23 protein-coding genes are annotated in these 25,906 nt (G+C 73.2%); 14 read left to right on the top strand and 9 right to left on the bottom strand.

Annotated elements, in window-relative coordinates; genetic code table 11:
• Positions 1-14 precede the first annotated feature (14 nt).
• Both FHX75_RS02855 and wrbA read right to left on the bottom strand, forming a co-directional pair.
• Complete coding sequence (locus FHX75_RS02855) at positions 15-1,028, bottom strand: DUF6081 family protein (RefSeq protein WP_154936522.1); 1,014 nt, start codon at positions 1,026-1,028, stop codon at positions 15-17.
• A 64-nt stretch (positions 1,029-1,092) separates the two neighbouring features.
• A complete protein-coding gene (gene wrbA / locus FHX75_RS02860; RefSeq protein WP_154936523.1) occupies positions 1,093-1,698 on the bottom strand; it encodes an NAD(P)H:quinone oxidoreductase in 606 nt (201 codons plus the stop codon).
• A 267-nt stretch (positions 1,699-1,965) separates the two neighbouring features.
• On the opposite strand from wrbA, the gene FHX75_RS02865 reads away from it, so the two are divergent.
• The 4 genes from FHX75_RS02865 (at position 1,966) to FHX75_RS02880 (ending at position 6,975) form a co-directional block, all read left to right on the top strand.
• Positions 1,966-2,589 carry a TetR/AcrR family transcriptional regulator gene (locus FHX75_RS02865; protein WP_154936524.1) on the top strand — a complete coding sequence of 208 codons (624 nt, stop codon included), beginning with the start codon at positions 1,966-1,968 and terminating at the stop codon, positions 2,587-2,589.
• A gap of 139 nt (positions 2,590-2,728) precedes the next feature.
• Positions 2,729-3,874 (top strand): acyl-CoA dehydrogenase family protein, encoded by a 1,146-nt coding sequence (locus tag FHX75_RS02870; RefSeq protein ID WP_154936525.1) that lies wholly within the window; start codon positions 2,729-2,731, stop codon positions 3,872-3,874.
• A 42-nt stretch (positions 3,875-3,916) separates the two neighbouring features.
• Positions 3,917-5,623, top strand: a complete 1,707-nt coding sequence (gene accD, locus FHX75_RS02875; RefSeq protein ID WP_154936526.1) for an acetyl-CoA carboxylase, carboxyltransferase subunit beta — start codon at positions 3,917-3,919, stop codon at positions 5,621-5,623.
• A gap of 2 nt (positions 5,624-5,625) precedes the next feature.
• Positions 5,626-6,975 carry an acetyl-CoA carboxylase biotin carboxylase subunit gene (locus FHX75_RS02880; RefSeq protein WP_154936527.1) on the top strand — a complete coding sequence of 450 codons (1,350 nt, stop codon included), beginning with the start codon at positions 5,626-5,628 and terminating at the stop codon, positions 6,973-6,975.
• A gap of 84 nt (positions 6,976-7,059) precedes the next feature.
• Here the strand turns inward: FHX75_RS02880 and FHX75_RS02885 are convergent, their stop codons facing one another.
• Positions 7,060-8,673 (bottom strand): FAD-binding oxidoreductase, encoded by a 1,614-nt coding sequence (locus tag FHX75_RS02885; protein ID WP_154936528.1) that lies wholly within the window; start codon positions 8,671-8,673, stop codon positions 7,060-7,062.
• A gap of 766 nt (positions 8,674-9,439) precedes the next feature.
• Here FHX75_RS02885 and FHX75_RS02890 point away from each other — a divergent pair.
• On the top strand, positions 9,440-10,222 hold the full coding sequence (locus tag FHX75_RS02890) for an AfsR/SARP family transcriptional regulator (RefSeq protein ID WP_154936529.1): 783 nt from the start codon (positions 9,440-9,442) through the stop codon (positions 10,220-10,222).
• A gap of 54 nt (positions 10,223-10,276) precedes the next feature.
• Here the strand turns inward: FHX75_RS02890 and FHX75_RS02895 are convergent, their stop codons facing one another.
• Together FHX75_RS02895 and FHX75_RS02900 are read right to left on the bottom strand one after the other, a co-directional pair.
• Positions 10,277-10,816 carry an acetyl-CoA carboxylase biotin carboxyl carrier protein gene (locus FHX75_RS02895; RefSeq protein WP_170285276.1) on the bottom strand — a complete coding sequence of 180 codons (540 nt, stop codon included), beginning with the start codon at positions 10,814-10,816 and terminating at the stop codon, positions 10,277-10,279.
• Positions 10,817-10,893: 77 nt separating this feature from the next.
• Positions 10,894-11,679, bottom strand: coding sequence for an SDR family NAD(P)-dependent oxidoreductase (locus FHX75_RS02900; protein ID WP_154936531.1), 786 nt, complete (start codon positions 11,677-11,679; stop codon positions 10,894-10,896).
• 212 nt (positions 11,680-11,891) lie between these two features.
• Between FHX75_RS02900 and FHX75_RS02905 the strand changes: the two genes are divergently transcribed.
• Positions 11,892-12,323, top strand: coding sequence for a nuclear transport factor 2 family protein (locus tag FHX75_RS02905; protein ID WP_154936532.1), 432 nt, complete (start codon positions 11,892-11,894; stop codon positions 12,321-12,323).
• Positions 12,324-12,427: 104 nt separating this feature from the next.
• Here FHX75_RS02905 and FHX75_RS02910 read toward each other — a convergent pair whose 3' ends face one another.
• Positions 12,428-12,940: a nuclear transport factor 2 family protein gene (locus FHX75_RS02910; protein WP_246157847.1), complete on the bottom strand. Its 513-nt coding sequence runs from the start codon at positions 12,938-12,940 to the stop codon at positions 12,428-12,430.
• 276 nt (positions 12,941-13,216) lie between these two features.
• Complete coding sequence (locus FHX75_RS02915) at positions 13,217-15,442, bottom strand: glycoside hydrolase family 43 protein (RefSeq protein ID WP_154936534.1); 2,226 nt, start codon at positions 15,440-15,442, stop codon at positions 13,217-13,219.
• A gap of 134 nt (positions 15,443-15,576) precedes the next feature.
• Here FHX75_RS02915 and FHX75_RS02920 point away from each other — a divergent pair, with 134 nt between their 5' ends.
• The 6 genes from FHX75_RS02920 to FHX75_RS02945 all read left to right on the top strand — a co-directional run bounded on the left by FHX75_RS02920 (position 15,577) and on the right by FHX75_RS02945 (position 22,016).
• Complete coding sequence (locus tag FHX75_RS02920; protein ID WP_154936535.1) at positions 15,577-16,314, top strand: ArsR/SmtB family transcription factor; 738 nt, start codon at positions 15,577-15,579, stop codon at positions 16,312-16,314.
• 322 nt (positions 16,315-16,636) lie between these two features.
• Positions 16,637-17,620 (top strand): cytochrome P450, encoded by a 984-nt coding sequence (locus FHX75_RS02925; RefSeq protein WP_154936536.1) that lies wholly within the window; start codon positions 16,637-16,639, stop codon positions 17,618-17,620.
• Positions 17,617-18,417: an isocitrate lyase/PEP mutase family protein gene (locus FHX75_RS02930; protein ID WP_154936537.1), complete on the top strand. Its 801-nt coding sequence runs from the start codon at positions 17,617-17,619 to the stop codon at positions 18,415-18,417. The genes FHX75_RS02925 and FHX75_RS02930 overlap by 4 nt, the downstream gene beginning before the upstream one ends.
• A 98-nt stretch (positions 18,418-18,515) precedes the next feature.
• Entirely contained in the window at positions 18,516-19,484 is a 969-nt protein-coding gene (locus tag FHX75_RS02935) for a hypothetical protein (protein WP_154936538.1), read from the top strand.
• 5 nt (positions 19,485-19,489) lie between these two features.
• Positions 19,490-21,091 carry an asparagine synthetase B family protein gene (locus FHX75_RS02940; RefSeq protein ID WP_154936539.1) on the top strand — a complete coding sequence of 534 codons (1,602 nt, stop codon included), beginning with the start codon at positions 19,490-19,492 and terminating at the stop codon, positions 21,089-21,091.
• Between the two features lie 97 nt (positions 21,092-21,188).
• On the top strand, positions 21,189-22,016 hold the full coding sequence (locus FHX75_RS02945; RefSeq protein WP_154936540.1) for a MerR family transcriptional regulator: 828 nt from the start codon (positions 21,189-21,191) through the stop codon (positions 22,014-22,016).
• A 112-nt stretch (positions 22,017-22,128) separates the two neighbouring features.
• Here FHX75_RS02945 and FHX75_RS02950 read toward each other — a convergent pair whose 3' ends face one another.
• Positions 22,129-22,350: a DUF2188 domain-containing protein gene (locus FHX75_RS02950; protein ID WP_154936541.1), complete on the bottom strand. Its 222-nt coding sequence runs from the start codon at positions 22,348-22,350 to the stop codon at positions 22,129-22,131.
• Positions 22,351-22,464: 114 nt separating this feature from the next.
• On the opposite strand from FHX75_RS02950, the gene FHX75_RS02955 reads away from it, so the two are divergent.
• The gene (locus FHX75_RS02955; RefSeq protein ID WP_154936542.1) at positions 22,465-23,460 is read left to right on the top strand and encodes a linear amide C-N hydrolase; all 996 of its coding nucleotides are present in this window, start codon (positions 22,465-22,467) and stop codon (positions 23,458-23,460) included.
• A gap of 60 nt (positions 23,461-23,520) precedes the next feature.
• Here the strand turns inward: FHX75_RS02955 and FHX75_RS02960 are convergent, their stop codons facing one another.
• Positions 23,521-24,996, bottom strand: coding sequence for an LVIVD repeat-containing protein (locus tag FHX75_RS02960; protein ID WP_154936543.1), 1,476 nt, complete (start codon positions 24,994-24,996; stop codon positions 23,521-23,523).
• Positions 24,997-25,134: 138 nt separating this feature from the next.
• Between FHX75_RS02960 and FHX75_RS02965 the strand changes: the two genes are divergently transcribed.
• A complete protein-coding gene (locus FHX75_RS02965; RefSeq protein WP_154936544.1) occupies positions 25,135-25,830 on the top strand; it encodes a DUF305 domain-containing protein in 696 nt (231 codons plus the stop codon).
• The last annotated feature ends 76 nt before the right edge of the window (positions 25,831-25,906 follow it).

The raw sequence follows: 25,906 nt of genomic DNA on the forward strand, positions 1-25,906 counted from the left end.
GGTGTCGGCCCCGGTCATCGGGCCGGACCGCGCTGCACCGTGTAGCGACGGACCGACAGCTCCGCCCCCTGACCGAAGAGTCGACTGCCCGGGCGGCTCGCCTCGTCGACGAAGCGCTGCGGGGTCGGCTCGCCGGCCACCGGATCGACGTAGAAGCCGGGGTCACCCACGAGCCGGACCAGGCCGACGGGGGAGTGCCCAGGCAGGGCGCCGTCGAGCAGGGTGAGCATCCCCATGCCGAAGTTCAGCTGACGGGGCACGACCAGGGCCTCGGTGCCGCCGTGGTCGAGCATCAGGTGCTCCCGGCCGGGCAGGTGGTGACCGATCCGGTCGACCCGGAACACCTCCCGCCCGTCGAGGAGCCAGCGGACGACGCCCGCGTCCCGGTCGTACGAGAGGACGAGCTCGTGCTCGTCCTCCGGTGACCGGTCGGCCACCGGCACGCCGTACGAGAACGCCGCGTAGCGGCCCAGCTCGGCGCGGGCGAACGGGAGGCGTTCGTAGAAGGCGTACACCCGCCGGTTGGTCAGCAGGAAGTCGAAGATGACGTACGTCTCCGGGTCGACGGCGTTGATCCCCGTCGAGGCGAGCCGGAGGTCGTCCTCCGGGTCGGTGACCTGGTCACCGAAGGGGTGCCCGGTGGTGCCGTGGGTGCGTCCGGACACCACGGCCGTGCCGGTGAGGACCTGTCCGGCCGGTACCTCGAAGCCCGGGGTGCCGTCCGCCGTCCGGTGGGTCGTGTAGACGAGCCACTTGACGTGGTCGAGGACGCCGGGGACCGCGCCCGGCGTGGTGTCCTGGGCGACGGTGCGGGTGAAGACCGGGCGCCCCTCGGGCCCCCCGGAGACCACCCGCAGCCCCTCGGCCGAGGTGTGCACCGTGCCGTCGTCGGCGACGTGCGGGCCGGCGGTGGTGTGCAACCACCGCGCGTCCGGCCCGGTGGTGCGGAATCCGTCGTGGAACTCGTCGTGGAAGAGGCGGCCAGGCGGAACCTCCGCGATGGACCGGGCCGGTGCCACGTCTGTCATGGGTGCTCCCTCGTGCCGGGGGTGTCCGTCGACGGTGGACCGTGCGACGTGCGGGCGGCGTGGGTCAGACGGCGGAGCCGAGCAGCCGGGCGCTGACCGTGGCCAGCCGGTGCCCTTGGTAGTTGGCGGCGGCGAGCACCTGCTCGCCCGGCAGGCCGCTGCCGCCGGCGTGGCCCGTGCCGTACGGGTTGCCGTGGGCGGCGTAGACGCTCGGGTCGGTGTAGCCGGGCGGGACGATCAGGCAGCCCCAGTGGTACATCGTGTTGTAGAGCGCGAGCAGGGTCGACTCGTTGCCGCCCTGCATGTTGCCCGCGCTGGTGAAGGCCGTCGCGGCCTTCCCGGACAGCTCACCGGCGGCCCAGAGCTGACCGGTGCCGTCCAGGAACTGCTTGAGCTGCGCGGAGACGTTGCCGTAACGGGTCGGGGTGCCGAAGGCGTAGGCGTCCGCCCAGCGCAGGTCGTCGTGGGTGGCGACCTCGACGTCGGCGGTGGCGGTGAGGTGCGCCCGCCACGCCGGGTTGCTGTCGATCGCGGCGTCCGGAGCCAGCTCGGGGACCCGACGGAGGCGTACCTCCGCACCGGCCTTGGCGGCGCCCTCGGCGAGGGCCTGCGCGAGGGCGTGCACGTTGCCGGTGGAGGAGTAGTAGATGACGGCGACCTTCGTGGTCATGGGCGTCCTTCCGCTGTCGACGCGAGGGGAGAGGACGGCGGGGAGCACGCGAAGCTAAGCGGAACCCCCTCCGTTTGCGCTGAGAGTAACCGGCGTGGCGCGTCCGTGCAACGACCCTCGTCCTCCCGTCCGGTCCGTCGCCCGATCGGGCATCCTCCGATCGGCGGTGGTCGGGTCCTGCGGGTGGTTTTCCCGCAGCACCGGCACAATGGAGCAACCCGCGCCCCGGGTGGCACCGGTCGGCGCCGACCGAGGGAGGGGCCAAAGGTGGCCGAACAACCTCCGGCCGAGCGGACGCCCGTGGCGCTCAGCCTGCCGATCGCCGGTCGACCGGTCGAGCGCGCCGACGCCGCGCGGAACCGGCGCAAGATCCTGGTGGCGGCGGCGGGGATCGTGTCCCGGGCCGGCATCACCGCCCTGTCGCTCGACGAGGTGGCCCGGGTGGCCGGGGTGGGCGTGGGCACGGTCTACCGCAGGTTCGGTGACCGGGCCGGGCTGATCTTCGCGCTGCTGGACGAGGAGGAGCGGCAGTTCCAGTCCGCCTTCATGCAGGGCCCGCCGCCGCTGGGCCCCGGCGGCCCGCCCGCCGAACGCGTCCGCGCGTTCCTGCACGCGCTCGTCGACCGGGTCGAGGCACAGCGGGAACTGCTGGTCGCCGCCGAGACCAGCTCGCCGACGGCCCGGTTCACCAGTGGCCCGTACACCATCTACCACATCCACCTGGTCACGCTGCTCGGCCTCGCCCGGCCCGGGGTGGACGCCCACTTCGTGGCCGCGGCGCTGCTGGCCCCCCTCTCCGCCACGTTCCTGACCTTCCAGCGGCGGGAGCGCGGGTTCGCGGTCGACGCGATCAAGGCCGGCCTCGACGACCTTCTGGGCCTGGGCCTGTAGTCGGTGCTCCAGCCGGGGTCGAGTCGTCTTCGACCGACCCGGGCGATGGTCCGGAGCGGGACACGGCACGGCGGCGGGACCAACCACCGCCGCCGATCGTGCCGTCGGATGTCCCGCCCGGACCGAGGAGGCATCCACCATGCGCGAGCAGCGTTCACCGGCCACGCGTCTCACGCCCACCGCGGTGGCGGACCTCGCCGCGGTGGCGGCGCGCTGCGCCGCCGCGTCCGAGGCCGACCGCCGGCTCGACCCGGACGTCGTGCACGCCCTGATCGACGCCGGGTTCGCGCGTCACTTCGCGCCGACCCGGCACGGCGGCAACGCCGGCACCTTCACCGACCTGACCCGCGCCGTCGCCCGGGTCGGCGAGGCCTGCACGGCGACGGCCTGGTGCGCCTCCCTGGTGGCGAACCTGGGCCGGATGGCGGGGCTGCTCCCGGCCGAGGGCCAGGCGGAGGTGTGGGCGGACGGTCCCGACGCGGTGGTGGTGGGGTCGCTGAGCCCGACCGGCCGCGCCGAGCCGGTCTCCGGTGGCTGGCGGCTCTCCGGGCGGTGGGCCTACATCAGTGCCGTGGGTTTCGCGGACTGGGCGCTGCTCTGCGGCCAGGTCCCCTCCGACGGCCCGCCGGCGGCGCGGGTGTTCGCCGTGCCGCGCGCCGCCTACGAGATCACCGACACCTGGTTCAACGTGGGGATGGGCGCGACCGGGAGCAACACCGTCGTCGTGCGGGACGTCCTCGTCCCGGACGCCCGGTCCTTCGACCGCGCGCACCTGTTCACCGGCGCCGCGGCCGCCTCCACCGAGCCCTGTCACGTGGTGCCGCTGCCGGCGGTCAACGGGCTGTCGTTCGTCGCCCCCGTGCTCGGCGCGGCGCGCGGGATGGAACGGGCCTGGACCGCCCACGTCACCGAGAAGATCCGCTCCGCCGCCGCCGGCTCCGGCCCGGTGCCGCCCCGGCGCGTCGAGCAGGACGTCACCCTCGCCCGGACCGCCGGCGAGATCGACGCCGCGGAACTGCTGCTGGAACGGGCGGCCGCCGCCGCCGACCAGGGCGCCGGCATCACCCCGCTGGAGACCAGCCGCAACCTGCGGGACTGCTCGCTCGCCATGGACCTGCTCGTCGAGGCGGTCAACCGGCTGTTCCGGGCGGCCGGCACGTCCGGGCACGCGACCAGCAGCCCGATGCAGCGCGCCTGGCGTGAAGTCAACACCGCCAGCAGTCACGTGGCGCTGCAGTTCCCGCCCGCCGCCAGCGCCTACGCGGACCAGGTGTTCAAGATCTGAGCCCTGCGTCCGCCGATCGGCTTCCGTCGCGAGGAGAACCCCATGTCCCGCACCACAGCTGTTTCCACCGACACCGACTGGCTGCTGTGCCGGGGTTGCCGCACCCCGGTCTACGGCAAGCGCCTGATCCGCAACCACCGGGTCTGCCCCGAATGCGGCCTGCACCTGCCGCTCACCGCCGAGCAGCGGCTCGGGATGCTGGCCGACGACGGGCGCTACGAGCCGCTGGCCGTCACGGTGACCAGCAGTGACCCGCTGCGCTTCGTCGACCGGGTGCCCTACGCCGACCGGCTCGCCGACGCCCGCGCCCGCACCGGACTGAACGAGGCGGTGCTCTGCGCCCGGGCCACGGTGGAGGGTGTCCCGGCGATCATGGCGGTGATGGACTTCCGCTTCCTCGGCGGCAGCCTCGGCAGCGCCGTCGGCGAGCTGATCACCATCGCCGCCGAGACGGCGCTGGCCGAGCACACGCCGCTGATCATCGTGACGGCCTCGGGCGGCGCGCGGATGCAGGAGGGGGCGCTGTCGCTCATGCAGATGGCCAAGACCAGCGCCGCGCTGGGCGCCCTGGACCGGGCTGGCGTGCTGACCGTCTCGGTGATCACCGACCCGACGTACGGCGGGGTGGCCGCCTCCTTCGCGACGCTCGCCGACGTGATCGTCGCCGAGCCGGGGGCCCGGCTGGGCTTCGCCGGTCGCCGGGTCATCGAGCAGACCATCCGCCAGGTCCTGCCCGAGGGGTTCCAGACGGCCGAGTTCCTGCTGGCCCGCGGGATGATCGACATGATCGTCGAGCGGGGGCGACTGCGCCAGGAACTGGGCCGGCTGCTGCGCGCGGCCACCTTCACCGGCGTACGGTCCGCAGGCCCCGCGCCGGCGGACCCGGTCGTCCGTGACCACCGTGCGCTGCCCGAGCCGGACCCGTGGCGGCACGTCTCCCAGGCGCGGGACCTCACCCGGCCGACGACGCTGGACTACCTGTCCCTCGCCTTCACCGACTTTCAGGAACTGCACGGGGACCGGATCTCCGGCGACTGTCCAGCGGTGGTGGGTGGAACCGCGTGGTTGGACGGCCGGCCGGTGCTGGTGCTCGGCCAGCAGAAGGGGCACGATCCGGCCGAGCTGATGCGCCGCAACTTCGGCATGCCGGTGCCGGCCGGCTACCGGAAGGCGGCCCGGCTGATGCGGCTGGCCGAGAAGCTGGACCTGCCGATCGTCACGCTCGTGGACACCCCCGGCGCCTATCCCGGAGCGGACGCCGAGGAGCAGGGCCAGGCGGTGGCGATCGCCGAGAACCTGCGCCTCATGGCCTTCCTGTCGGTGCCGGTGGTGACGGTGATCATCGGGGAGGGTGGCAGCGGTGGCGCGCTCGGCCTCGCGGTGGCCAACCGGGTGCTGATGTTCTCGAGCAGTGTCTACTCGGTGATCAGCCCGGAGGGCTGCGCCGCGATCGTCTGGAAGGACCCCGCCGCGGCCCCGCGTGCCGCCGCGGCGCTCGGGCTGGACGCCCGGGAGCTGCTGCGCCTCGGTGTGGTCGACGGCGTACTGGTCGAGCCGGAGGGCGGCACGGGGGCGGACCCGCTGCGTGCGGCCGAGCTGCTCGGCGCAGCCCTGCGGGCGAGCCTGCACGAGCTGGGCGCGCTCGCCCCCGACCAGCTCGGCGCCGACCGGCGGGCCCGCTTCCGCCAGTTCGGCTCGGCCGTGACCGTGGAAGCGGAGCTGTTGACGATCAGCGGAGAGGTGCACTGAGCATGTTCAAGAAGATCCTGATCGCCAACCGGGGCGAGATCGCCCTGCGGATCGCCCGTTGCTGCCGGGAGCTCGGGATCCCGACGGTCGCCGTGCACTCCACCCGGGACCGTGACTCGGCCGTCGTTCAGGTCGCCGACCAGGCGGTGCAGATCGGTCCGGCGCCGCCCACCCGCAGCTACCTGAACGCGGCCGCCGTGCTTCAGGCCGCCGAGCAGTCGGGCGCCGACGCCATCCATCCCGGGTACGGGTTCCTGTCCGAGTCACCAGACTTCGCCGACGCGTGCGAATCGCTCGGCGTCACCCTGATCGGTCCGCCCGCCTCCGTGATGGCGGAGCTGGGCGACAAGACCTCGGCCCGGGCCCTGATGACCCGCGCCGGCCTGCCGCTGCTGCCGGGCAGCGTCCACCCGCTGAGCCCCGAGGCCGCCGAGGAACTGGCGGCGACGATCGGATTCCCCGTCATCGTCAAGGCCGCCGCGGGCGGTGGCGGCCGCGGCATGCAGGTCGTCCACGACCGGGACAGCTTCCTCGACGACTACCGCAGGACCCAGGCCACGGCCCAGATGCTCTTCGGCGACGGCCGGGTGTATGTCGAGAAGTACCTCCGCGACGCCCGGCACGTGGAGATCCAGGTGCTCTGCGACCGGTACGGTCGCGCCGTGCACCTGGGGGAGCGGGACTGCACCGTGCAGCGACGCCACCAGAAACTGGTGGAGGAGACGCCGGCGCCGGAGCTGCCCGTCGACCTCACCGAGCGGATGGGACGGTCCGCCGTCGACGGCGCGCTCGCGGCCGGCTACGTCGGCGCCGGCACCTTCGAGTTCCTGGTCGACCCGGACGGCAACTACTACTTCATGGAGGTCAACTGCCGCATCCAGGTGGAGCACCCGGTGACGGAGATGGCGACCGGCATCGACCTGGTGCGGGAGCAGATCAAAATCGCCGCGGGTGAGCCGCTCGCGTTCACGCAGGACGACGTCCGGCCCCGCGGGGTGGCGATCGAGTGCCGGATCAACGCGGAGGACCCGGCGCGGGACTTCGCCCCGGCGCCCGGCCTGGTGACGGAGTTCGTGCCACCCGGCGGCCCGTTCGTCCGGGTCGACTCCCATGTGCACGCCGGCTACGAGGTGCCGCCGAACTACGACTCGCTCCTGGCCAAGCTGGTGGTCTGGGCGCCGCACCGCGACGAGGCCATCGCGCGGATGCTCCGGTCCCTGGCCGAGTTCCGCATCTCCGGGCCCCGCCTGCACACCACGGTGGACTTCCTGCGTCAGGTGCTCGACGATCCCCGGTTCCGGACCGCCACGCACACCACGGCCCTTGTCGACCAGCTGATGGACCGACGGTAACGGCGGCGCCGGACCCCGTCCGGCGCCGCCGTCTCGTGGCGCGGCTCTCGGCGCCGGCCCCTCTCGGGGCCGGCGCCGATCGCGTCAGGGCAGCGTGATCGACTGCGAGTGCCGGAAGAAGTTCGTCGGATCCCAGCGGGCCTTCACCTGCTGCAACCGGGGGTAGTTCTCCTTGTAGTACAGGGTCGACCACGGTACGCCGGAGCGGTTGATCTCGGGGTCGCGGATGTCCATGTCCGGCGAGTTGATGTAGCAGCCGTCGGTCTGGTCGTTCGGCACCGGGTAACCGCCGGTGGCGGCGAACGTCTGGCCGTAGATGTCGCGGAGCCAGCCGACGTGCTGGGCGTCCTCCGCCGGGTTGATCCAGAAGTTCTCGTAGAGGGCCAGGAACGCCGAGTTGCGGTGCGGGTAAGCGGTGGCGGTGGTGGGCACCTTGTTGACCTTGCCGCCGGCGACCCCGGTGAGCTGGAGGGTCGCGTTGGGGTTCGCGTAGTCCTGGCGGGTCAGGTTCCGCCAGAGGGCCGCGATCTGGGTGTCGGTGAAGCTGCGCCGCAGGTACGCCGACTTCACCGCGCTGCGCATCGTCGGGTCCAGCATGGTGGCCGGGTTGCTGGTGCCGATGAGCCGGGTGGCCGCCAGCCACCGCAGCCGCCGGGGCGGGTACGGGGCGGTGATACCGGTGTCCCGGGTGACGGCGGCGAGGTAGTCGGCGAGCAGCTTCTCGGCGTCGGGTACGGCCGCGTCGATCTGGGTCAGCAGCCCCATGCCCCCGGCGGACCGGTGCGGGATGAACGCCACCCCGGACAGCGCGGTGTACGGGGAGTCGGCGCCGGCGTTCTGCGCGTACCAGGTGCCGAAGTTGCGCACGAGGGTGGTGAACCTGGCCTGGTCGAGGGCCACCCAGGGCACCGGCACGTTGCTGACGAGCACCTCGCGTGGCGGACGGGGCAACTGCTGACCGGGGATGGTGCCGGAGGCGTTCGGCGAGCGGAACCAGTAGCGGGTGATGATGCCGAAGTTGCCGCCTCCGCCGCCCGCGCACGCCCACCACAGGTCCCGGTTCGGGTCGGTGGAGGCGCGGGAGGCGACCACGAGCCGGGCGACCCGGTTCGCGTCGACGACGACCATCTCGACCGCCTCGATGTGGTCGGCGACGACGCCGTGGCTGCGGGAGAGCAGTCCGTAGCCGCCGCCGGTGGCGTGTCCGCCGATGCCCACGGTCGGGCAGACACCGGCGGGCAGGGTGACGTTCCAGCCCTTCTGCAGCGTCTCGTACACGGCGATGAGCAGGGCCCCGGGCTCCACCGCGAAGGCTTGGCGGTTCTGGTCGTAGGAGACCCGGTTCATCGCCGACATGTCGATGACGACCTTGCTGGCGGAGTGGTAGACGAAGTCCGCGTAGCAGTGCCCGCCACTGCGCACGGAGACCCGCTTGCCGGCGTCGACCGCCTCCTGCACCGCCTGCAGCACCTGGGCCGACGAGGTGACCAGCCGTACGGCGTCGGGCGTCGCGACCCACCGCTGGTTGTTGCCGACGACGAGGTCGGGGTAGCGCGGGTCGCCCGGGGTGACGGTCAGCGCGGGCGTCGTGGTGGTCGTGGCGGCCTGCGCGGATGCTCCCGTGGCCATGCCCGCCACGGCGGTACCCGCGACCGCGGCGGTCCCGCTGAGCAGGCTTCTCCTGCTGATGTGTGCCATGCCGTTCCTTCCCATTCGCATTCTCGGGTGCGCGGACGTGTCCGGCGGGACCGGAAGATCACGTCGGGGCGGACCGTTCGGGAAGAGACGCGGATTTCGCGTGTGATTTCCGGCGCACGTGAGGCCCGTCGGCCCGATCGGGCCGAGAGCGAGTGCCGAATTCCACCCCCCGTGGATGCTCGCCCGGTCCCATGTGCATCGGGTGCTGTTGGAACACTGAGCCGCAATCAATACGGTATTCGCGACGGCAATTCCTAAACAGCGTCGGAAGGTCCGATGTGATCACCCGAATGGAGGAGTCCTGTTGATTTTCCGTCACCACTTCGTTGACGTGGTGAATAGCTGACGATGAAAGAATGTTGGTGTCCGAATCCTCACCTTCTTTACGTATGTCGGGACGCGATATCTGATGGATACAGACATCGATGTGACAGTGCGGTTCGTCACAGTTGGGCAAGCACCCCGTCCGCGGTCCAGAAATCGCGCCTCTTCCTGCGGAAACGGTCCCTGCCGAGCCTTCGGCGACCGGGAAAACAGATGGCGCTGAGGAGTGGCGAGCATGTGTAAACTGGCGCCCAGTGGCGGGAAGTGGAGGGTCCTCCACTTTGCTGGTACGAGGGGGTGGCCATGGCCGTGACAAGGGGTTCGGCCGCGCGTACCGACTTCTCACCGGCGTCGGAGCGGTGCGGATCAGACCGCTTTCCGGCTGTCCTTCCGGTCTGTCGAGACCGGCGGAAGAATCACCGTGAGCGACGGGGGAGTACGTATGAGGTTCAACGTTCTGGGCCCACTGGAAATCATCACGGATGACGACAGGCCGATCGATGTGAGCCCGTCGAAAACAGGCCAGGTGCTGGCGTTGCTGATCGCCCGGTGCCCCGATGCGGTGGCGGTCGACACCCTCATTAGGGAATTGTGGGGCGAGAAGCCGCCGCGCAGCGCGGTCACCACCCTTCAGACGTACATCTACCACGGCCGGCGGTTGTTGGCGCGCGAGTTGTCACCGCTCGGTCAGGAGCTGGTATCGACCAGGGCGCCCGGTTATGCCATGCGGATCGCGGCGCAGGACGTGGACGTTAACGTCTTCGAACGACTCGTGCAGCGGGCGCGTGAATTGTTGGTTGACGACGAGCCGGAGGCAGCGCTGCGTGAACTCCGCACGGCACTCGACCTCTGGCGGGGCCCGGCGTTCGCCGGTCTGGCGGTCGGGGAGGTGCTGGCCGCGCACATCGCGCACCTCGACGAGGTGCGACTCCAGGCGACCCACCTGCGGATCACCGCGGAGCGCCGGCTCGGCCGCCACCTGGAGCTCGTGGCGGAACTGCGTGCCCTCGTCGCCGCCCATCCGCTCAACGAGTCCTTCCACGCTCAGTTGATCGAAGTGCTCTACGAGTCGGGCCGCCGGGCGGAGGCGTTGCAGGCATATCAGAACCTGCGCGGCATCCTTGCCCGTGAGCTCGGGGTCGAGCCGACCGTCCGGGTGCAACGCCTGCAGCTGACCGTCCTGCAGGGGGAGGACAGCCGGCTGGCCGGACTGGCCTCCCGGTGACCAGCCGGCCCGCCCGGTCGTCAGCGATGGCGACGACCGGGCGGGCCGGGCCGGTCAGGAGCTCTCGGTGACGGTGATGAGGAAGAGCGGGTCGTCGTACTCCACCGGCTCGCCGTTGTCGTGCAGCACCGCGCTGACCGTGCCGTGCACCGTGGACTCGACCGGGATCATCAGCTTCATCACCTCCACGATCGCCAGCTGCTGGCCCGGGGTCACCGTGTCGCCCACCGAGACGAACGGCGGGGCGCCGGGTGACGGCGCGTGGAACAGGATCCCGACCGCCGGTGAGCGGACCTGGTGGCCGTCCGGCTCGACGGCGACGGGTGTGGCGCCACGGGCGGTCGCCACCGCCACGGGCGCGTCGGTGACGGCGTGGACGGTCGCCGGTTCCACCGGCCATTCGGCCTCGACCGTCACGCCGCCGGCCCGCACGCGCAGGGCGCTCGGGGTACGGCCGAAACCCGTCAGCAGTTCCAGTGTGCTGCTGCGGACCAGTTCCAGCGCGGCCTGCACGTCCCGCATCGCCCGGGGGTCGTGGTCGTCGGGCGTCTCCTCCGGCGCCCGGTGCGGCGCCCGGGTGGTGTCACTCGTCATGACGGTGCCTCTCCTCGAAACCGTGCCGGCTCCGGCTGTTCGACCCGGCTCCGGCCGGGCCGGTGTCCCGTGACCCATCAGTAGTTGCCGAGCCCACCGCAGACGTTCATCGCCTGCGCGGTCACCGCGGCGGCGCCGTCACCCATCAGGTACGACACCATCGCGGCGACCTCCTCCACCTCGACGTAGCGGCCGATCGGGACCCGTCCGGTGATCCGGGCGTGGGTCTCGGCCTCGTCGACGCCCCAGATGTCCGCGTAGTGCTCCCGCACCCGTTCGGCCATGGGGGTCTCCACGAAACCGGGGCACACCGCGTTGACGGTGATGCCGGTCTTCGCCAGCTCCAGGCCGAGGGCCTTGCTGAAACCCACCACGCCGTGCTTCGAGGCCGAGTAGGGAGCGGCGTGGACCACACCCTGCTTGCCGCCGGTGGAGGCGATGTTGATGACGCGACCCCAGCCCCGCGCCAACATGCCGCCGGTGGTGAGGACCTGCTTGGTCATCAGGAACACGCTGTTGAGGTTGGTGTTGATGACGTCGAACCAGAGTTCGTCGTCGATCTCGGCGGTGGCGCCGCCGCCCGGGCGTCCGGCGTTGTTGACCAGGATGTCGATCGGCCCGTACCGCTCCACCGCCGCGCCCACGAACCGGGCGACGTCCTCCGCGGACCGCACGTCGCAGCTACGGCCGTCGACGTCGAGCCCCTCCGACTGGAGGCTCTTGACGGTGTCCGCGACCGCCGACTCGCGACGGGAACAGATGTAGACCCGTGTCCCGCTGCGAGCGATCGACCGGGCGACCGCCAGCCCAATTCCGCTGGTGGCCCCAGACACGATCGCCACCCGCTGGCTCTGCTCCGACATTGGCTCCCCTTCACCGCACGGCTGACTGTGACGCCGCCGAGGATCACCCTCCGTCCTCGAACACCGGTCGAGGGTGCCTGGAGGGCCGGGCGTCGAAGGCCGGGCCGCGCGCCCGGTCTTCGAGCCGGATTCGAGTCCGGACGGTCATCGTGGTGCCGCCGGGGCCCGCCGTCCGGTGCCCCCGTCCAGGCCAGCCATCCCGGAGGTCACCCATGCCGACGTCCACCTCGTTCGCCGAGCTGTACACGGAGGTCCAGCAGTTCTACGCGCGGCAGATGCGCCAGCTCGACGAACGCAAGTTGGAGGCCTACGCCGAGACGTTCACCGAGGACGCGGAGTTCGGTCACACGCCCGGACGCGAACCCGCCCGGACCCGGGCCGGCATCGCCGCCGACCTGCACGAGTTCCACAAGCGGTTCGAGAACGACCCGGTGCAGCGCCGGCACTGGTTCAACATGATCGACCTCGAACCGCAGGACGACGGGAGCATCCGCTCGACCTGCTACGCGCTGGTGATCACGACGCGCCCGGGTGGTAAGCCGGACATCGCGCCGAGCTGCGTCGTCCGGGACGTGATCGTGCGCGGCGAGGATGGCGGTCTGCTGCTGCGCTCCCGCACAGTCGAGCACGACCAGCTCTTCTGAACCGGCGACGTGCCGGTCGCCCGGCGGCGCACTCAGCCCCGGCGGGACGGCCATGCCGCCGGGCGACGGCGCGGTACGCGCCATCGCCCGGGCGGCCTGACCGGTCAGGCCCCGGCGGGCTGGGGGATGAGCACGACCTGCGATGCGGTCGACATCCACGTGGGTCGGATCTCGATGCGGGAGAACCGCCAGCCGTCGGCGGTGCGGACGAAGCCGAAGCGGTAGTCGCCGGCGAGGACCCGGACGGCGGGCGGGTCGTTCTCGACGAAGACCGCGGTCAGGTTCGCCTGCCCCGACGCCCGGTCGCCGTCCTGCTCGACGAGCAGGTGCGCCATCGAGTGCTGGAGCCGGTGGTAGTGGGCGTGGTGCTGCTGCGCCTGCTCGACCAGGCGGGTACGGCCCTCGTCGGTGCCGCCCGGCGTCACGGCGACCGCTTCCGGCGTGAACAGCGCGTCCGCGTCGCCGAGGCAGCGGCCGTCCAGCCACCTGCCGAGCCGGGCCACCAGCTCGGAGATCTCGCGGTGGTCGGTGAGTGCCCGGAGCTCACGCCGGAGCGCGCCGAGTTCCTCGTCGGGCGTCGGTGCCGTCCGGATCGTGCCGGTGGAGTCCTGCGTCATGTTCACCTCGAGAGTCCTGGATGTCGAGCCGTCGCGGCGGCCGGGTCGGATGCGTCGGCGCGCTCCGGATCACGGCACCGGTCGACGCCTGCCCGGGGCGCGGATGGCCGGGCCCACGGGGCCGGTGGACATCTTCCGTTCTAGCCGAGTCGGGACCGGCTGTGGCGCGATGCAGGATTCCAGACCGGACTCGAATCCGACTCGAAGCGCGCCCGCCTCCGGGCGGGGCCGGCCGGGCGGGTGCGGCGCGACGTCGGCGCGCACCCGCCCGCGGACTCATCCGTGGAAGCGGACGTAGTCGAAGACGGCGGTCACCGGGGGCTCCGCCCCGCCGTGCGCGACCAGGCCGATCCGTGGCGTCGTGCCCGCCGGGAACGTCCACACCCCGCCCCACGTCCAGCTCGTCCCGTCCCGGCTGGACCCGGCCCGGAACTCGTGCTCGCCGGTGGCCGGGTCGACCCGGTGGGCCAGCCGCAGCCAGGTGGTGGTGGCCGGGGTGCCGACGATGTTCCCGCCGTAGACGGGCTGGCCGGCGAAGGGCAGCTCGTAGCCGTACTCGACCTGACGGGTGTTCCAGATCGCCACCTGGGCCAGCCGGGCGAACCGGTCGTCGTCGACGTACGCGACCAGGCCGGCCTGCTGGTAGTTGCGGACCGTCTCCTCGCCCAGGTCGAGGGTCACCTTCGTCTCGACCACGTAGTCGCCGGTTGGCGCGTCGCGCAGCAGCACCCCGGCGGTGTTGCCGGTGCCGGTGAGGTCCGCCGCCTGCACCGGCCAGCGCAGCGCGCCACCGGAGACGGTCGCCGCCGGGTCCTCGCGGACCCACCGCCAGGCCGGGTCCAGGCCGTCGGCGAACTCGTCGGAGTACGCCGGCAGCACCCCGCCGGCGCGGGGCTCCGGCACCGCCCGTGGGGCGGGCCGGTGCAGCCGGGCGACGCTGACGTTGTCGAACTCCGCCGCGCCGCCGGTCGCGGTGACGGTGAGCCGGCCGACCGTCGGCCGGGTCAGCCGCAGCGACACCACGGCGAGCTGGTCACCGAGCCGGGCCGGGCTCAGCTCGGCGACGAGCTGCCGGCCGCGCACCTCGACGGCGAGGTGGTGCGGGTCGGCGGGGTCGAGAGCGGCGGGCAGGGGCGCGCTCGCCGTCACGCCGCCCGCCTCCCGGGCGACGAGCCGGCCGGCGGCGGCGTCGAGGCGTACCTCGACCCGGCCGACGGTCAGTCCGGCCGCCGCCGCGCCGGTGAGCCGCAGGTCGGCCTCCGCGCGCAGGTCGCCGCCGGTCACCGTGCGGCTGGTCAGCGCGCCGGTGCCGGCGAGGTGGCCGTCGGTGACCCGCCAGGTGCCGCTGCCGGTCCAGTCGCTCAGCGCCGGGGAGTCGAAGCGGGCGTCGAGTCGGGCGGTGGTCACCGGCGCCCGGCGGTCGCCGTCGGACGGGCCGGCGCCGGCGTTGACCCGGGGCCAGCCGTCGATCCAGTCGAGGCGGTCGATCAGCATCGGCCGCTCGTTGATGCCGAACGGCTCGTCCAGGTACGGGTCGGCCCGGTCGATGGCGTGGTAGACGATCCAGTCCTGCCCGGACAGGTCGGTGAGGAACCCGTTGTGCCCGGTGCCGATCCAGCGGTTGCCGTTCTGGGTGAGCACCGGCGTGCCGCCGGCCCGGGAGGCGGTCAGCGGGATGCCGTCGCGGTCGACGAACGGCCCGCGTGGGCTCGTCGCGCGGCCCACCTGGACCGAGTAGCCGGTGGCCGGGCCGGCGCAGCAGTTGGCGGTGGAGGCGAAGAGGTAGTACCAGCCGTCGTGGCGCAGCACGTAGCTGCCCTCGAACTTGTTGTCGATGGCGACCAGGGTGGGCGCGCCGACCGCGCGCAGCCCGTCGGCGGAGAGCTCGGTGACCGAGATACCGCCGTAGTAGCTGCCGTAGTAGAGGTAGTGCTTCCCGTCGACGTCGGTGAACTGCGACGGGTCGATGGTCCAGAGCCAGCCACCGCCGCCGCCGGGACGGGGCGCCACCACCGGCTGGTCGGCGAAGGTCCACGGGCCGGTCGGGGTGGGAGCGGTCGCCGCGCCGACGGCGAAGTCGCCGCCGTCGGGGGAGACGGTGGTGTCGGTGACGGTCACGTACATGACCCACCGGTCGCCGACCCGGCGCACGTCGGGCGCCCAGAAGCCGGCGCCGGCCGTGGCGTACGGCGGGCGTTGGTCGGGGCCGAAGGCATCGCCGAGGTAGGTCCAGTCGACCAGGTCGGCGGAGCGGGCGGTGGGCACCCGGTGGAACCGCTTCTCGCCCTCGCGCAGCGGGTCGGTGGTGCCGTAGGCGTACCAGAAGCCGTCGTCGCCGCGGACGACGACGGGGTCGGCGAAGGTGTCGGCGAATCCGGCGGAGAGCGGGTTGCGGTAGCGGTCGGGGGTGTCGGCTCCGGCGGTGGCGGGCGCGGAGGCGACCGCAGCCAGGAGCAGACCGAGTACGGCGGCGAGCGCGCCGCCGCGGCGGAGTTGACCCATCAGACCTGCCTCGGTTGGGGTGAATGGTGGTCGGTGCGTCATTCCGTCCAGTTCTACAACGATGAATACAACGTTGTAAAGGTGTCGGCACGGGTGCGGCGCCGACCGAACCGTCGCCGTGGCACCATCGGCGGATGACCGCTGCGCCCACCGACGGCCGCCGCCTCGCCGAGCTGGCCGCCCTGCTCGCCGACGAGACCCGGGCCGGCATCTGCCTGGCCCTGCTCGACGGACGGGCGTGGACGGCCGGCGAGCTGGCGCGCGGTGCCGGGGTGGCCCCCTCCACCGCCAGCGAACACCTCACCCGACTGGTCCGGGGCGGCCTGCTCGTGGAGGAGCGCCAGGGACGGCACCGCTACCTGCGGCTGGCCGACCCGGCGGTGGCCCAGCTGATCGAGGACCTGGCCGGGCACGCGTCGCCGGACCCGCGCCCGGCCGGCTCGCTGCGGGTGGCCACCGCCGACGCCGCCCTGGCCCACGCCCGGACCTGCTACGACCACCTCGCCGGGCGGCTCGGCGTCCGGCTGCGCGACGCCCTGCTGACCCGCGGTCTGCTCGACGGCGCGGACGGTCTCGCGGTCACCCCGACCGGCCGGGACTGGCTGGCCGACCTCGGCGTCGCGCCGTTGCGCGGCGGCCGGCGGCCCCTGGTGCGGGACTGCCTGGACTGGACGGAGCGCCGTCCCCACCTGGCCGGCGCGCTCGGCGCCGCGCTGTGCCGTCGCTTCGCCGAGCTGGGCTGGACGACGCGCGGCACCGGGCGCAGCGTGCGGGTCACCCCGGCCGGCGTGGCGGCGCTGCCCGAGGCGCTGGGGATCGAGGCCGGCGAGCTGGTGCCGCCCCGCCGCGACGGTGGCGGCGGGCGCGCCTGACCGGCCCGGCCGGCCCGACCTGCGACCCGTCGCCGTCGAAGCCGAAGTCGGCCGGAAAGTCGCCCAAGCCGTGAAACGGAAGCCGGAAAGTCGCCCAGGCCGTGAAACGGAAGATGGTCGAGATCGGCCTCACCGAGGCGGTCGTCCCGCTGGCGGCGCGCCTGACCACCGCAGCCGGCCCGCCCCGGCGATCGTCCCGCCCGAACCGGGGCAGGCCCGACGCGCCTGACCGGCGAGGCCGACATCACCGCCCCCCGGAGGTGCCGCCGATGCCGGCAGAGTTCGGTCGGCGCCGAAGCGATCCGCCCCTAGCGTCGGGTGGATGAGCGACCCGACGCCCCTGATCCCACCCGGCCCCGACACCCCGGCCTGCGGCCCGCCGACCCTCGACGGCGGCGTCTGGTCGGTGACCCGCCACGCGGACGTCTGCGCGGTGCTCACCGATCCGGACTTCCGGGTGCCCGAGGCGGCGCCGGGACCGCCCAACACCCTCGCCTGGCTGCGCGGCACCGTCGCCCGGTTCAGCGGGCCGGACCGGCATCCCGCCCGGCGGGCCGCCGCCGTCGCCGCGCTCGCCGACTGCCCGCCGGACGGGCTGCGGCGCGACGCCGCCCGGCTGACCGCCGAGGAACTCGACCGCGACCCGCTCGCCGGGTCGGCGCGACTGGCTCGGGGCGTACCGGTGCGGGTGCTGGCGGCCCGGCTCGGCCTGGCCGATCCGGCGGCGGCGGTGCCGGCGGTGGCCGTGGTGGCCGCCGCCTACCAGCCCGGTGCCGCGCCGGCCGCGGTGCGCCGCGCGGATTGGGCGGTGGCGACGCTGGTGGCGATCTCCCCGGCGGGGCCGCCCGAGGCGCTGGCCAACCGGATCGGGCTGCTGGTGCAGGCCTGCGACGCCACCGCCGCGCTGATCGGCGCCGCCGCCCGGTACGCCCCGGCGGTGCCCCCGTCGGTGCCCACCGCGGCGCTGCTGGCCGAGGTGCTGCGCCTCGACCCACCGGTACGCGCCACCCGCCGGATCGCCGCCCGCCCGGCCCGGGTGGGCGGGCAGGCGGTCCCGTCCGGCGCGGAGCTGGTGCTGCGCTTCGACGCGGCGAACCGGGACCCGGCGGCGGTCACCGCGCCGGACCGGTTCGCGCCGGGCCGGTCGGTGCTGACCTTCGGCGCTGGCGCGCACGGCTGCCCGGGCGAACGGCACGCGCTGGCCCTGGCCACCGGGGTGGTGGACGTGCTGCGCGAACGCCGGGCCGGCCCGGCGACCCGACCGGAATCCGGACCCGCGCGCACCCGACCGGCGGTGTCCCGATGAGCGACCGCCACGCCGCCTTCCGCGCCCTGCACCGCCCCGGTCGGCCGCTGGTGCTGCCCAACGCCTGGGACCACGCCTCCGGCGCCGCCCTGGCCGCCGCCGGCCACCCGGCGGTCGGCACCACCAGCCTCGGCGTGGCCGCGGCCGCCGGCCGGCCGGACGGGCTGGCGGCCACCGCCGAGGAGACCCTTCGCCTCGCCGAGCTGCTGGTCCGGTTGCCGGTGCTGGTGACCGTGGACGTCGAGGCCGGCTTCAGCGACGACCCGTCGGCCGTCGCCGGGTACGCCGCCGAGCTGGCGGCCCTCGGCGTGGTCGGGATCAACCTGGAGGACGGGCGGCCCGACGGCAGCCTCGCCGATCCGGCCCTGGTGGTGGCGAAGATCGAGGCGGTCCGGGCCCGGGTGCCCGGGCTCTTCGTCAACGCCCGCACCGACGCCTGGTGGCTCGGCCTGCCCGACCCGATGGAGCAGGCGCTGCCGCGGGCGCGGGCCTACCGGCAGGCCGGGGCGGACGGCGTCTTCGTCCCGGGGGTCGGCGACCCGGCCGTCGTCCGGCGGCTGGCCGACGCGGTCGACGCGCCGCTGAACGTCCTGGCCCAGCCCGGCGGGCCGTCGCCGGCGGCGCTCGGCCGCCTGGGGGTCGCCCGGATCAGCACCGGCTCGCTGCTGTTCCGGGCGGCGCTGGCCGCCGTGGTCCGCACCGCCGACGCCGTCCGGACAGGGGTTATGGAGCCGGATCCGGCGCTGCCGTCGTACGCGGAGGTGCAGCGGATGACAGCGATTGGTCGTCGCCCTTAGGGGTGGATGGGAGGATTGCTCGTACTTTCCCTGTTCCGGGTGCTTACGGTGTGTTTCAGGTTCATCCGCACCGTGTCGTACCGGGAGAGGACCCGACCATGCGCGTGCCCAGCCGAAGTTCCGGCCCCCAGCCCGGCCCGTCCGTCTCCTCGCCCGCCCCGGCACGCCGGTCGCCCGCGTCGGGCCGGGCCCGCGTGGTGCCGACCGCCCCGCCGGACCTCGACGCGTACCGCGACGCCGTGGCGGAGCTGCTGGTGGAGGTGGGGGCGCTCGCCGACGCCAGTTCCAGCAGGGCCCGCCAGGTGCTGCTCGACCAGCGGTTGCGGGAGCCGGCGATCGCCGCGGTGCTCGACGCGACCCCGCAGGGGTTCATCGGCGCCCGCGAGACGCTGCTGCTGGAGATGGCCCGCTATCAGCCCAACGAGCGGACCTCGGCGAGCGACCTCACCGCGCTGGTCCGGATCTACCTGCTCTCCCGCATCGACGTGATGTGGTGGCGCGACACCACCACCTTCCTCACCGACGACCAGGTCGACACCCATCCGGACCTGGTCGACCTGGAGTGGCTGCGCCGGCGCGGGCTGCTCGCCTTCCGTTACCAGGAGCAGCCGGCCACCATGCTCGGCCGGGGCGTACGGGCGGTGCGCCGCAAGCTCCGCCCGGACGCCACCCCGCGCACCGCCGGGGTGAAGTTCCGGCGCACCCGGCGCGAGGTGGTGGCGCTCCTCAACGACCTGGCGCGCGAGCTGGCCCGGGCCACCCCGCCGGCCACCCCGCCGCTCTGGGTGACCAGCCTGGTGCGCAGCGCCGAGCACCAGTACCAGCTGCGCCGTCTCGGGTACGCCGCGATGGTGCCCAGCGGGCACTGCCTCGGCTGGGCGGTGGACGTGGAGATGGCCTGGTTCACGCGCTTCGGCGTCCGGGACACCCTCGCCGAGATCCTGCTCGCCCGGCAGGCCGCCGGTGAGATCAACGTGATCGACGAGGGGCAGGCCTGGCACGTGTGCGTGGCGCCGGGCGCCCGCGCCCGGCTGCGCTCGGCCTACGAGGCGGAGATGGGGGCCTGAGGCGGATGTGCGGCATCGCGCTCAGCGCCGGCCCCGAGGCCGACCCGGCGATCTTCCGCCGCATGCTCGCCGTCCTCGCCCCCCGGGGCGAGGTCACCGAGACCCGGCAGGAGGCCGGCCTGCTCGCCGGCGTACGGCGGCTGCGAATCGTCGACCGGGACCGGGCCGTGCAGCCGTTCACCTCCGCCGACAGCCGGTACGTCCTCTGCTACAACGGCGAGGTCTTCAACCACCACGAGCTGCGCGCCGAGCTGACCCGGGCCGGGCACCTGTTCCGCACCGCGAGCGACACCGAGGTGGTGCTCGCCGCGTTCCTGCGCTGGGGCGAGCAAGCGGTGCACCGGCTACGCGGCGAGTGGGCCTTCGCCGTCGCCGAACGCGCCACCGGCCGGATCTACCTGGCCCGGGACCCGCTCGGGGTCAAGCCGCTCTACTGGGCCCGCACGCCCGGCTGCCTGCACGTCGCCTCGGAGGTCAAGGCGCTGGTCGGGCTGCACGCCCCGGTGGACGAGGTGCCGCCCGGGCACCACGGCTGGGCCGACCCGGACGGGCGGGTGGAGCTGGCGGCGTACCTCGACCTGCTCGCCCTCGGTGAGGGACTGCCCGAGGTGGACGACCCGGACGAGGCCGCCCTGCTCGTGCGGGCCGCGATCAGCGACAGCATCCGGATGCGGGTGGACACCGACCTCACCGTCGGGGTGGTGCTCTCCGGCGGCCTGGACAGCTCGCTGGCGCTGCTGCACGTCCGCGAGCTGCACCCGGACTGCGTGGCGGTGACCGTCGGGGTGCCGGACAGCCCCGACGTGGCGTACGCGCGGCGGCTCGCCGCCGACCTCGGCGTGCCGCACGAGGTGGTCCAGCTGCGCCCGCGCGACATCCGGCTGGCCGACGTCCGGGAGGCGATCCGGATCTCCGAGCTGACCGAGTACGGCGACATCATCAACGCGGTGGTCTCCGTGCCGATCTTCCGGCGACTGCACGAGATGGGGGTCAAGGTGGTGCTCACCGGCGACGGCTCCGACGAGCTGTTCGGCGGCTACCCGATGTACCACCAGGTCGGCCCCGACCGGGCCCGCCGGCTCTTCCTCCACAAGATCCGCAACCTCTGCCGTACGGAGTTGCAGCGGGTCGACCGGGCCAGCATGGGCCACGGGGTGGAGGCCCGGGTGCCCTTCCTCGACCTCAGCGTGGTGGAGTTGGCGATGCGGCTGCCGCTGGCGCTCAAGATGCGCGACGGCCAGGAGAAGTGGATCGTCCGGCGGGCGTTCGCCGACGTGCTGCCCGACTACATCCGGCGGCGGCCGAAGAACCCGATGTCGTACTCCTCGGGTCTGCACGAGCGGGCCCGGCTCTACAAGCCGTTCTTCTCCCGGCTGCACCGCCGGTTCGGCTACGACCTGCTGGAGCCGGTTCGCCGCGACTTCGACAGCGTGCTCACCCGCTGCGGCAACGACCTGGACCGGGCCATCGCCGACGGGCTGGCCCGACCCGACTACACCATGCTGGAGCACGCCCGGGACCTGGTCGGGGCGGCGAGGTGGAACGCCGCCCCGCTGGTCCGCCGGCTGGTCGGGCCGCGTCCCACCCGCGGGGCGCCGGTCCGCTGAGCCCGGCCGAGCCAACCCGCCGCCCGCCGCGACGCGTGGTGGAGGTGACCCGCGCGCTTGACTCTGACACCGTGTCAGGGCCGACCGTGGGGGGACCATGTTCACCATCGGAGACTTCGCCAGCCTGGGCCGGGTGTCGGTGCGGATGCTGCGCCACTACGACAGCATCGGCCTGCTCCGTCCGGCCGCGGTCGACCCGCACACCGGTTACCGCTTCTACCGCGCCGACCAGCTGCGCCGGCTGAACCGGGTGATCGCCCTCAAGGAGCTGGGCCTCACCCTGGCCCAGGTGCAGGCGATCATCGACGACGCGGTCGACGTCGCCGAGCTGCGCGGCATGCTGCGGTTGCGTCGCGCGCAGCTGGAGGCGCAGGTGGCGGCGGACACCGCCCGGCTGGCCGGCATCGAGGCGAGGCTCCGGATGATCGAGACGGAGGGTCGGATGACCAGCCAGGACGTCGTACTCAAGGAGATCCCGCCGGTACGGGTTGCGGAGCTGACCGGGGTGGCACCCAGCTACCAGACCCGGGACATCGGCCCGGTGATCCAGCCGCTCTACCCGCAGCTGTTCCAGCGGTTGGCGGCGGCGGACGTCGCCCCGAGCGGCCCCGGCCTGGCCTACTACCAGCCGGCGGACGGCGACGGGGAGGCCGTCGTGGTGCACGCCGGGGTGACCGTCGACGCGGACCCGGCCCGGGCGGCGGACTTCGCCATCGTGGACCTGCCCGCGGTGCCCGCCGCCGCGACGATCGTCCACCAGGGATCGATGGACGAGGTGGAGGCGAGCATGCAGGTCCTCGCCGGCTGGATCGAGGAGAACGGCTGGCGGGCCGCCGGCCACGCCCGCGAGGTCTATCTGGAGTACTGCCAGGACGAGCCGGAGAAGGGCGTCACCGAGTTGCAGATCCCGGTGGTCCGGGCCTGAGGCGAGCAGTCCGGGCCGGTGGTGACGATGCCGGTCGCGGACAGCCGACGGCGGCCTGCCGAAACCGCCTGTGACCAGGTGGTCCCGGCAGGCCGCCGGAGGGGAGTGCCGGTCAGCCGGCGGGCGGGAACGGGTCGTTCTGGTACGTGTACTCGGTCTCGATCTTCCCGTCGGCGGTGTGCACGACGAGCTGGCTGGGCTCGTTGGCGTGCGCCACCTTGCGGCCCTCCTCGACCGCGCGGTGCTTGGTGTCGTACGAGCCGAGGCTCCGGCTGCCCTGCTCGACCTTCCAGGAGCCGTCGTTCGGCACCACGTGGTATTCGTTGCGCTTCATGGGCGCTCTCCTCTCGTCCGTCCGGATCCAGGTACCCGGATGCCCGAAACGGAAAACCGGTGTCGCCTTCGGTCGGTGGACAACCCCCGGGGTCTCCCATAGCGTTCCGGAGATATGCGGAGGACTCTCCTGGGCGCCGGGCTCGCCCTGTTGCTCGCAACCACCGGCTGCGCCGGCACCGACGACACGCCGCCCGCGCCGGCCGGCGACCGGGTGCCGGCCGCCTCCCGACAGGACGCCGACGAGGTCGGGCGCACCCTGGCCAGCGTGCGCCGGGTCGACAAACTGCCGTTGTACGAGATGACCTACGTCGGCCGGTACGACGCGACGGTCGGCACCGACGCGGAGCCCGAGGCGAGCCCGTTCGGCTGCTCGCTCTTCGCCGCCAGCGGCGACCCGGCCCGGCCGCTGTTCGCCCGCAACTTCGACTGGGAAGCCAACCCGGCGATGGTGCTGCGGACCGACCCGCCGGACGGCTACGCCTCGGTGTCCCTGGTGGACCTGTCGTACCTCGGGATCGACGCGGACCCGACGGGGGATCGGCGGCTGCTGGACGCGCCGCTGCTGCCCTTCGACGGGATGAACGAGCGCGGGCTCGCGGTCGGCCTGGCCGCCGACGACCACGCGAAGGTCACGCCGGTGCCGGGCCGCCCCACGGTCGGCTCGGTACGCATCCTGCGGCTGGTGCTCGACCGGGCCGCCACGGTGGACGAGGCGGTGGCCGTCTTCGGCCGGTATAACCTGGACTTCGACGGCGGGCCGCCGCTGCACTACCTGCTCGCCGACGCGACCGGCCGCTCGGCCGTGGTCGAGTTCGTGGACGGGACGATGCGGGTCCAGCGCGGCGAGGGCCGCTGGCAGGCGCTGACCAACGTGCCGGTGGTCGGGGTGTCCGAGAAGGAGCGGCGCGCCGACCGCCGGTACGGGGCCATCGCGGCCGCGTTGGAGAGCTCCGGCGCCCGGGTGGACGCCCCGGCGGCGCTGCGGATCCTCGACCAGGTGCGGCAGGGCCACACCCGCTGGTCGGTGACGTACGGGCTGCGCAGCGGCGAGGTGCGCCTGGTCACCGCGACCGGCAAGGAGCGGCGCTACCAGCTGCCGATGGACTGACCCCGCCGTACGCGGAAGGGCCCGGCCCCCCGACGGGGACCGGGCCCTTCCGACGTGGCCCTACCAGCTCAGGTAGCCGGCCTGGGTCTGCACGTTCAGCTCGCGGAACCGGACCAGGTTGGCCGTCCAGGTCCGCCAGTCGTTCAGCTCCAGCACGTCCAGGCCCTTCTGGATGTCGCTGGAGTAGATGTGCCCGTTGTAGTAGTACGTCGACCAGGCGCCACCGGTGGTGAGCTGGGTGGCCGAGAGCGGACCGCGCTCCCAGAACCCGATCTCCTTCGGCTTGGCCGAATCGGTGAAGTCCCAGACCGAGATGCCGCCCTGGTACCACGCCTGGACCATGATGTCCCGGCCGAACACCGGGATCAGCGAGCCGTTGTGCGCCACGCAGTTCTCGGTGTCCGTGTTGGCCCGCGGGATCTTGTAGTAGCTGCGGAAGACCATCGTCCGGGCGTCACCGCGACCGGTGATGTCGTAGATGGCGTCCGCGCCACGGTTCGGCCCGACGACCTCGTTGCAGGTGGCCGCGCCGCCGCCGCCCAGCTCGTCGGTGAAGACGACCTTGGTGCCGGCGTTGTTGAACGTCGCCGAGTGCCAGAAGGCGAAGTTCACCGTGTCACGCACCCGGTTGATGACCCGGGGCGCCTCCCGGTTCGAGATGTCCATCAGGATGCCGTCGCCCATGCAGGCGCCGGCGGCGATGTCCTTCGACGGGTACGCGGTGATGTCGTGGCAGCCGCTCGTCGCCGAGTGACCCGGGCTGCCCTCGTACCCGCCGTCCGGGAAGAGGTTCGGCATGGCCACCACGGCCGCGTCGGTCGGCTTCTTCAGCGGCACCTTGACGATCGAGATGGAATCGTGCGGGGGCTGGCAGTCCGGCAGCTCCACCAAGGGGCGGTACGACGAGACGTACAGGTAGACGGACTTCTTGTCCTTGGCCGGCACCAGCGTGTGGGTGTGCGAGCCGCAGTCGGTCTCGACCGCCTTGATGTAGCGCGGGTTGGCCTTGTCGCTGATGTCGAAGACCTTGATGCCCTCCCAGGACTCCGGCTTGGTCTCGGTCAGGCGCTCACTCGTGCAGGAGTCGTTGCTGCGGCCCTGGTCGGTGGAGAGGAAGAGCAGGTCGCCGTAGACCGAGATGTCGTTCTGCGACCCCGGGCAGAGCACCTGGGACACGATCTTCGGTGCGCTGGGACGGGCGATGTCGTAGATGACGAAGCCCTCGTAGTTGCCGACGAAGGCGTACCGGCCCTGGAAGGCCATGTCGCTGTTGAAGGCCGCCGACGTGTTGAACGGGGCCTGCTTCGGCAGGTTGGCGATCTGTCGCAGGTTGGGGCTGCTGGAGATCTCGTCCACGCCGAGCGTGGGGGTGGCCGTGGCGGCCTGTGCGGTGGTGGCCGTGGCGACCGCCTCCGCGTCGGGCGTCACGGCGGCGTTGCCGGCCGGGGCGGTGGCCACGCTCGCCACCAAGAGGCCGGCCGCGGCCAGGCTCACGATCCTCAGCTGGCGTCGTCGGGGGAGGGGAAATCTGATCATCGGCAGAGCCCTTCGACAGGGGTTGATGATTGTGGACACCTTACCTTCCGGCGAAGGGCGTCGATGTGATCTGCGTCACATGAAAGGGTCGTCGTCAATGGATACGATCGCTGCGACCTCGACCGGAGGGGGAGTCGCATGACCGCCCTACGTGGACGGACCCTGCTCGTCGTCACAGTCGCGGCCGTGGTGCTGGTGGCGCTCGGGCTCGCGCTGCGGCCCACCGACCGTCCCGCCCCGGTGGCCGTCGGATCGACCGGAGTCGCGTCACCGACCCCGGCCCCGACTGACGGCCCCTCCGTCATCGTCCCCGGCCGCCCCGGCGAGTCCGCCGTCGCCCGCCCGGCCGCCGAGGTCCGCGACACCGCCTCGCCCAGCTACAACTCCCTGGACGTCTGGTTCGTGCGGATGATGATCCCGCACCACGAGCAGGCCCTGGAGATGGCGGAGCTGGCCGAGGGCCGGGCCGCCAGCCCGCAGATCCGGGCGGTGGCCGACCGGATCAGGGGCACGCAGCGGCCGGAGATCGGCATGATGCGCGGCTGGTTGAGCGCCCGCGGCCTGCCGGCCGAGGTGCCCGGCCACGACCACGGCACCATGCGCGGCATGCAGTCGCCGGAGGCGATCCGGCGGCTCGCGGACGCCCGGGGCGCCGACTTCGACCGGCTGTTCGTGCAGCTGATGACCGCGCACCACCAGGGTGCCGTCACCATGGCGACCGACCTGCTGAAGGTCGGCGTCGACCAACAGCTCGACGAGTTCGCCAACTCCGTCGCCACCGAGCAGTCCGTCGAGATCGACCGCATGCGCGAGCTGGTCCGGCCGCCCGCCTGACCCGCCCCGGCACCGCGCGACCCCGGCCGCGACCGGCCGTCCGCGGGCGCCATCGACGGCGACCTGCCCCGTACGC

This window comes from Micromonospora palomenae (assembly GCF_007829925.1).
Classification (GTDB): Bacteria; Actinomycetota; Actinomycetes; order Mycobacteriales; family Micromonosporaceae; genus Micromonospora; species Micromonospora purpureochromogenes.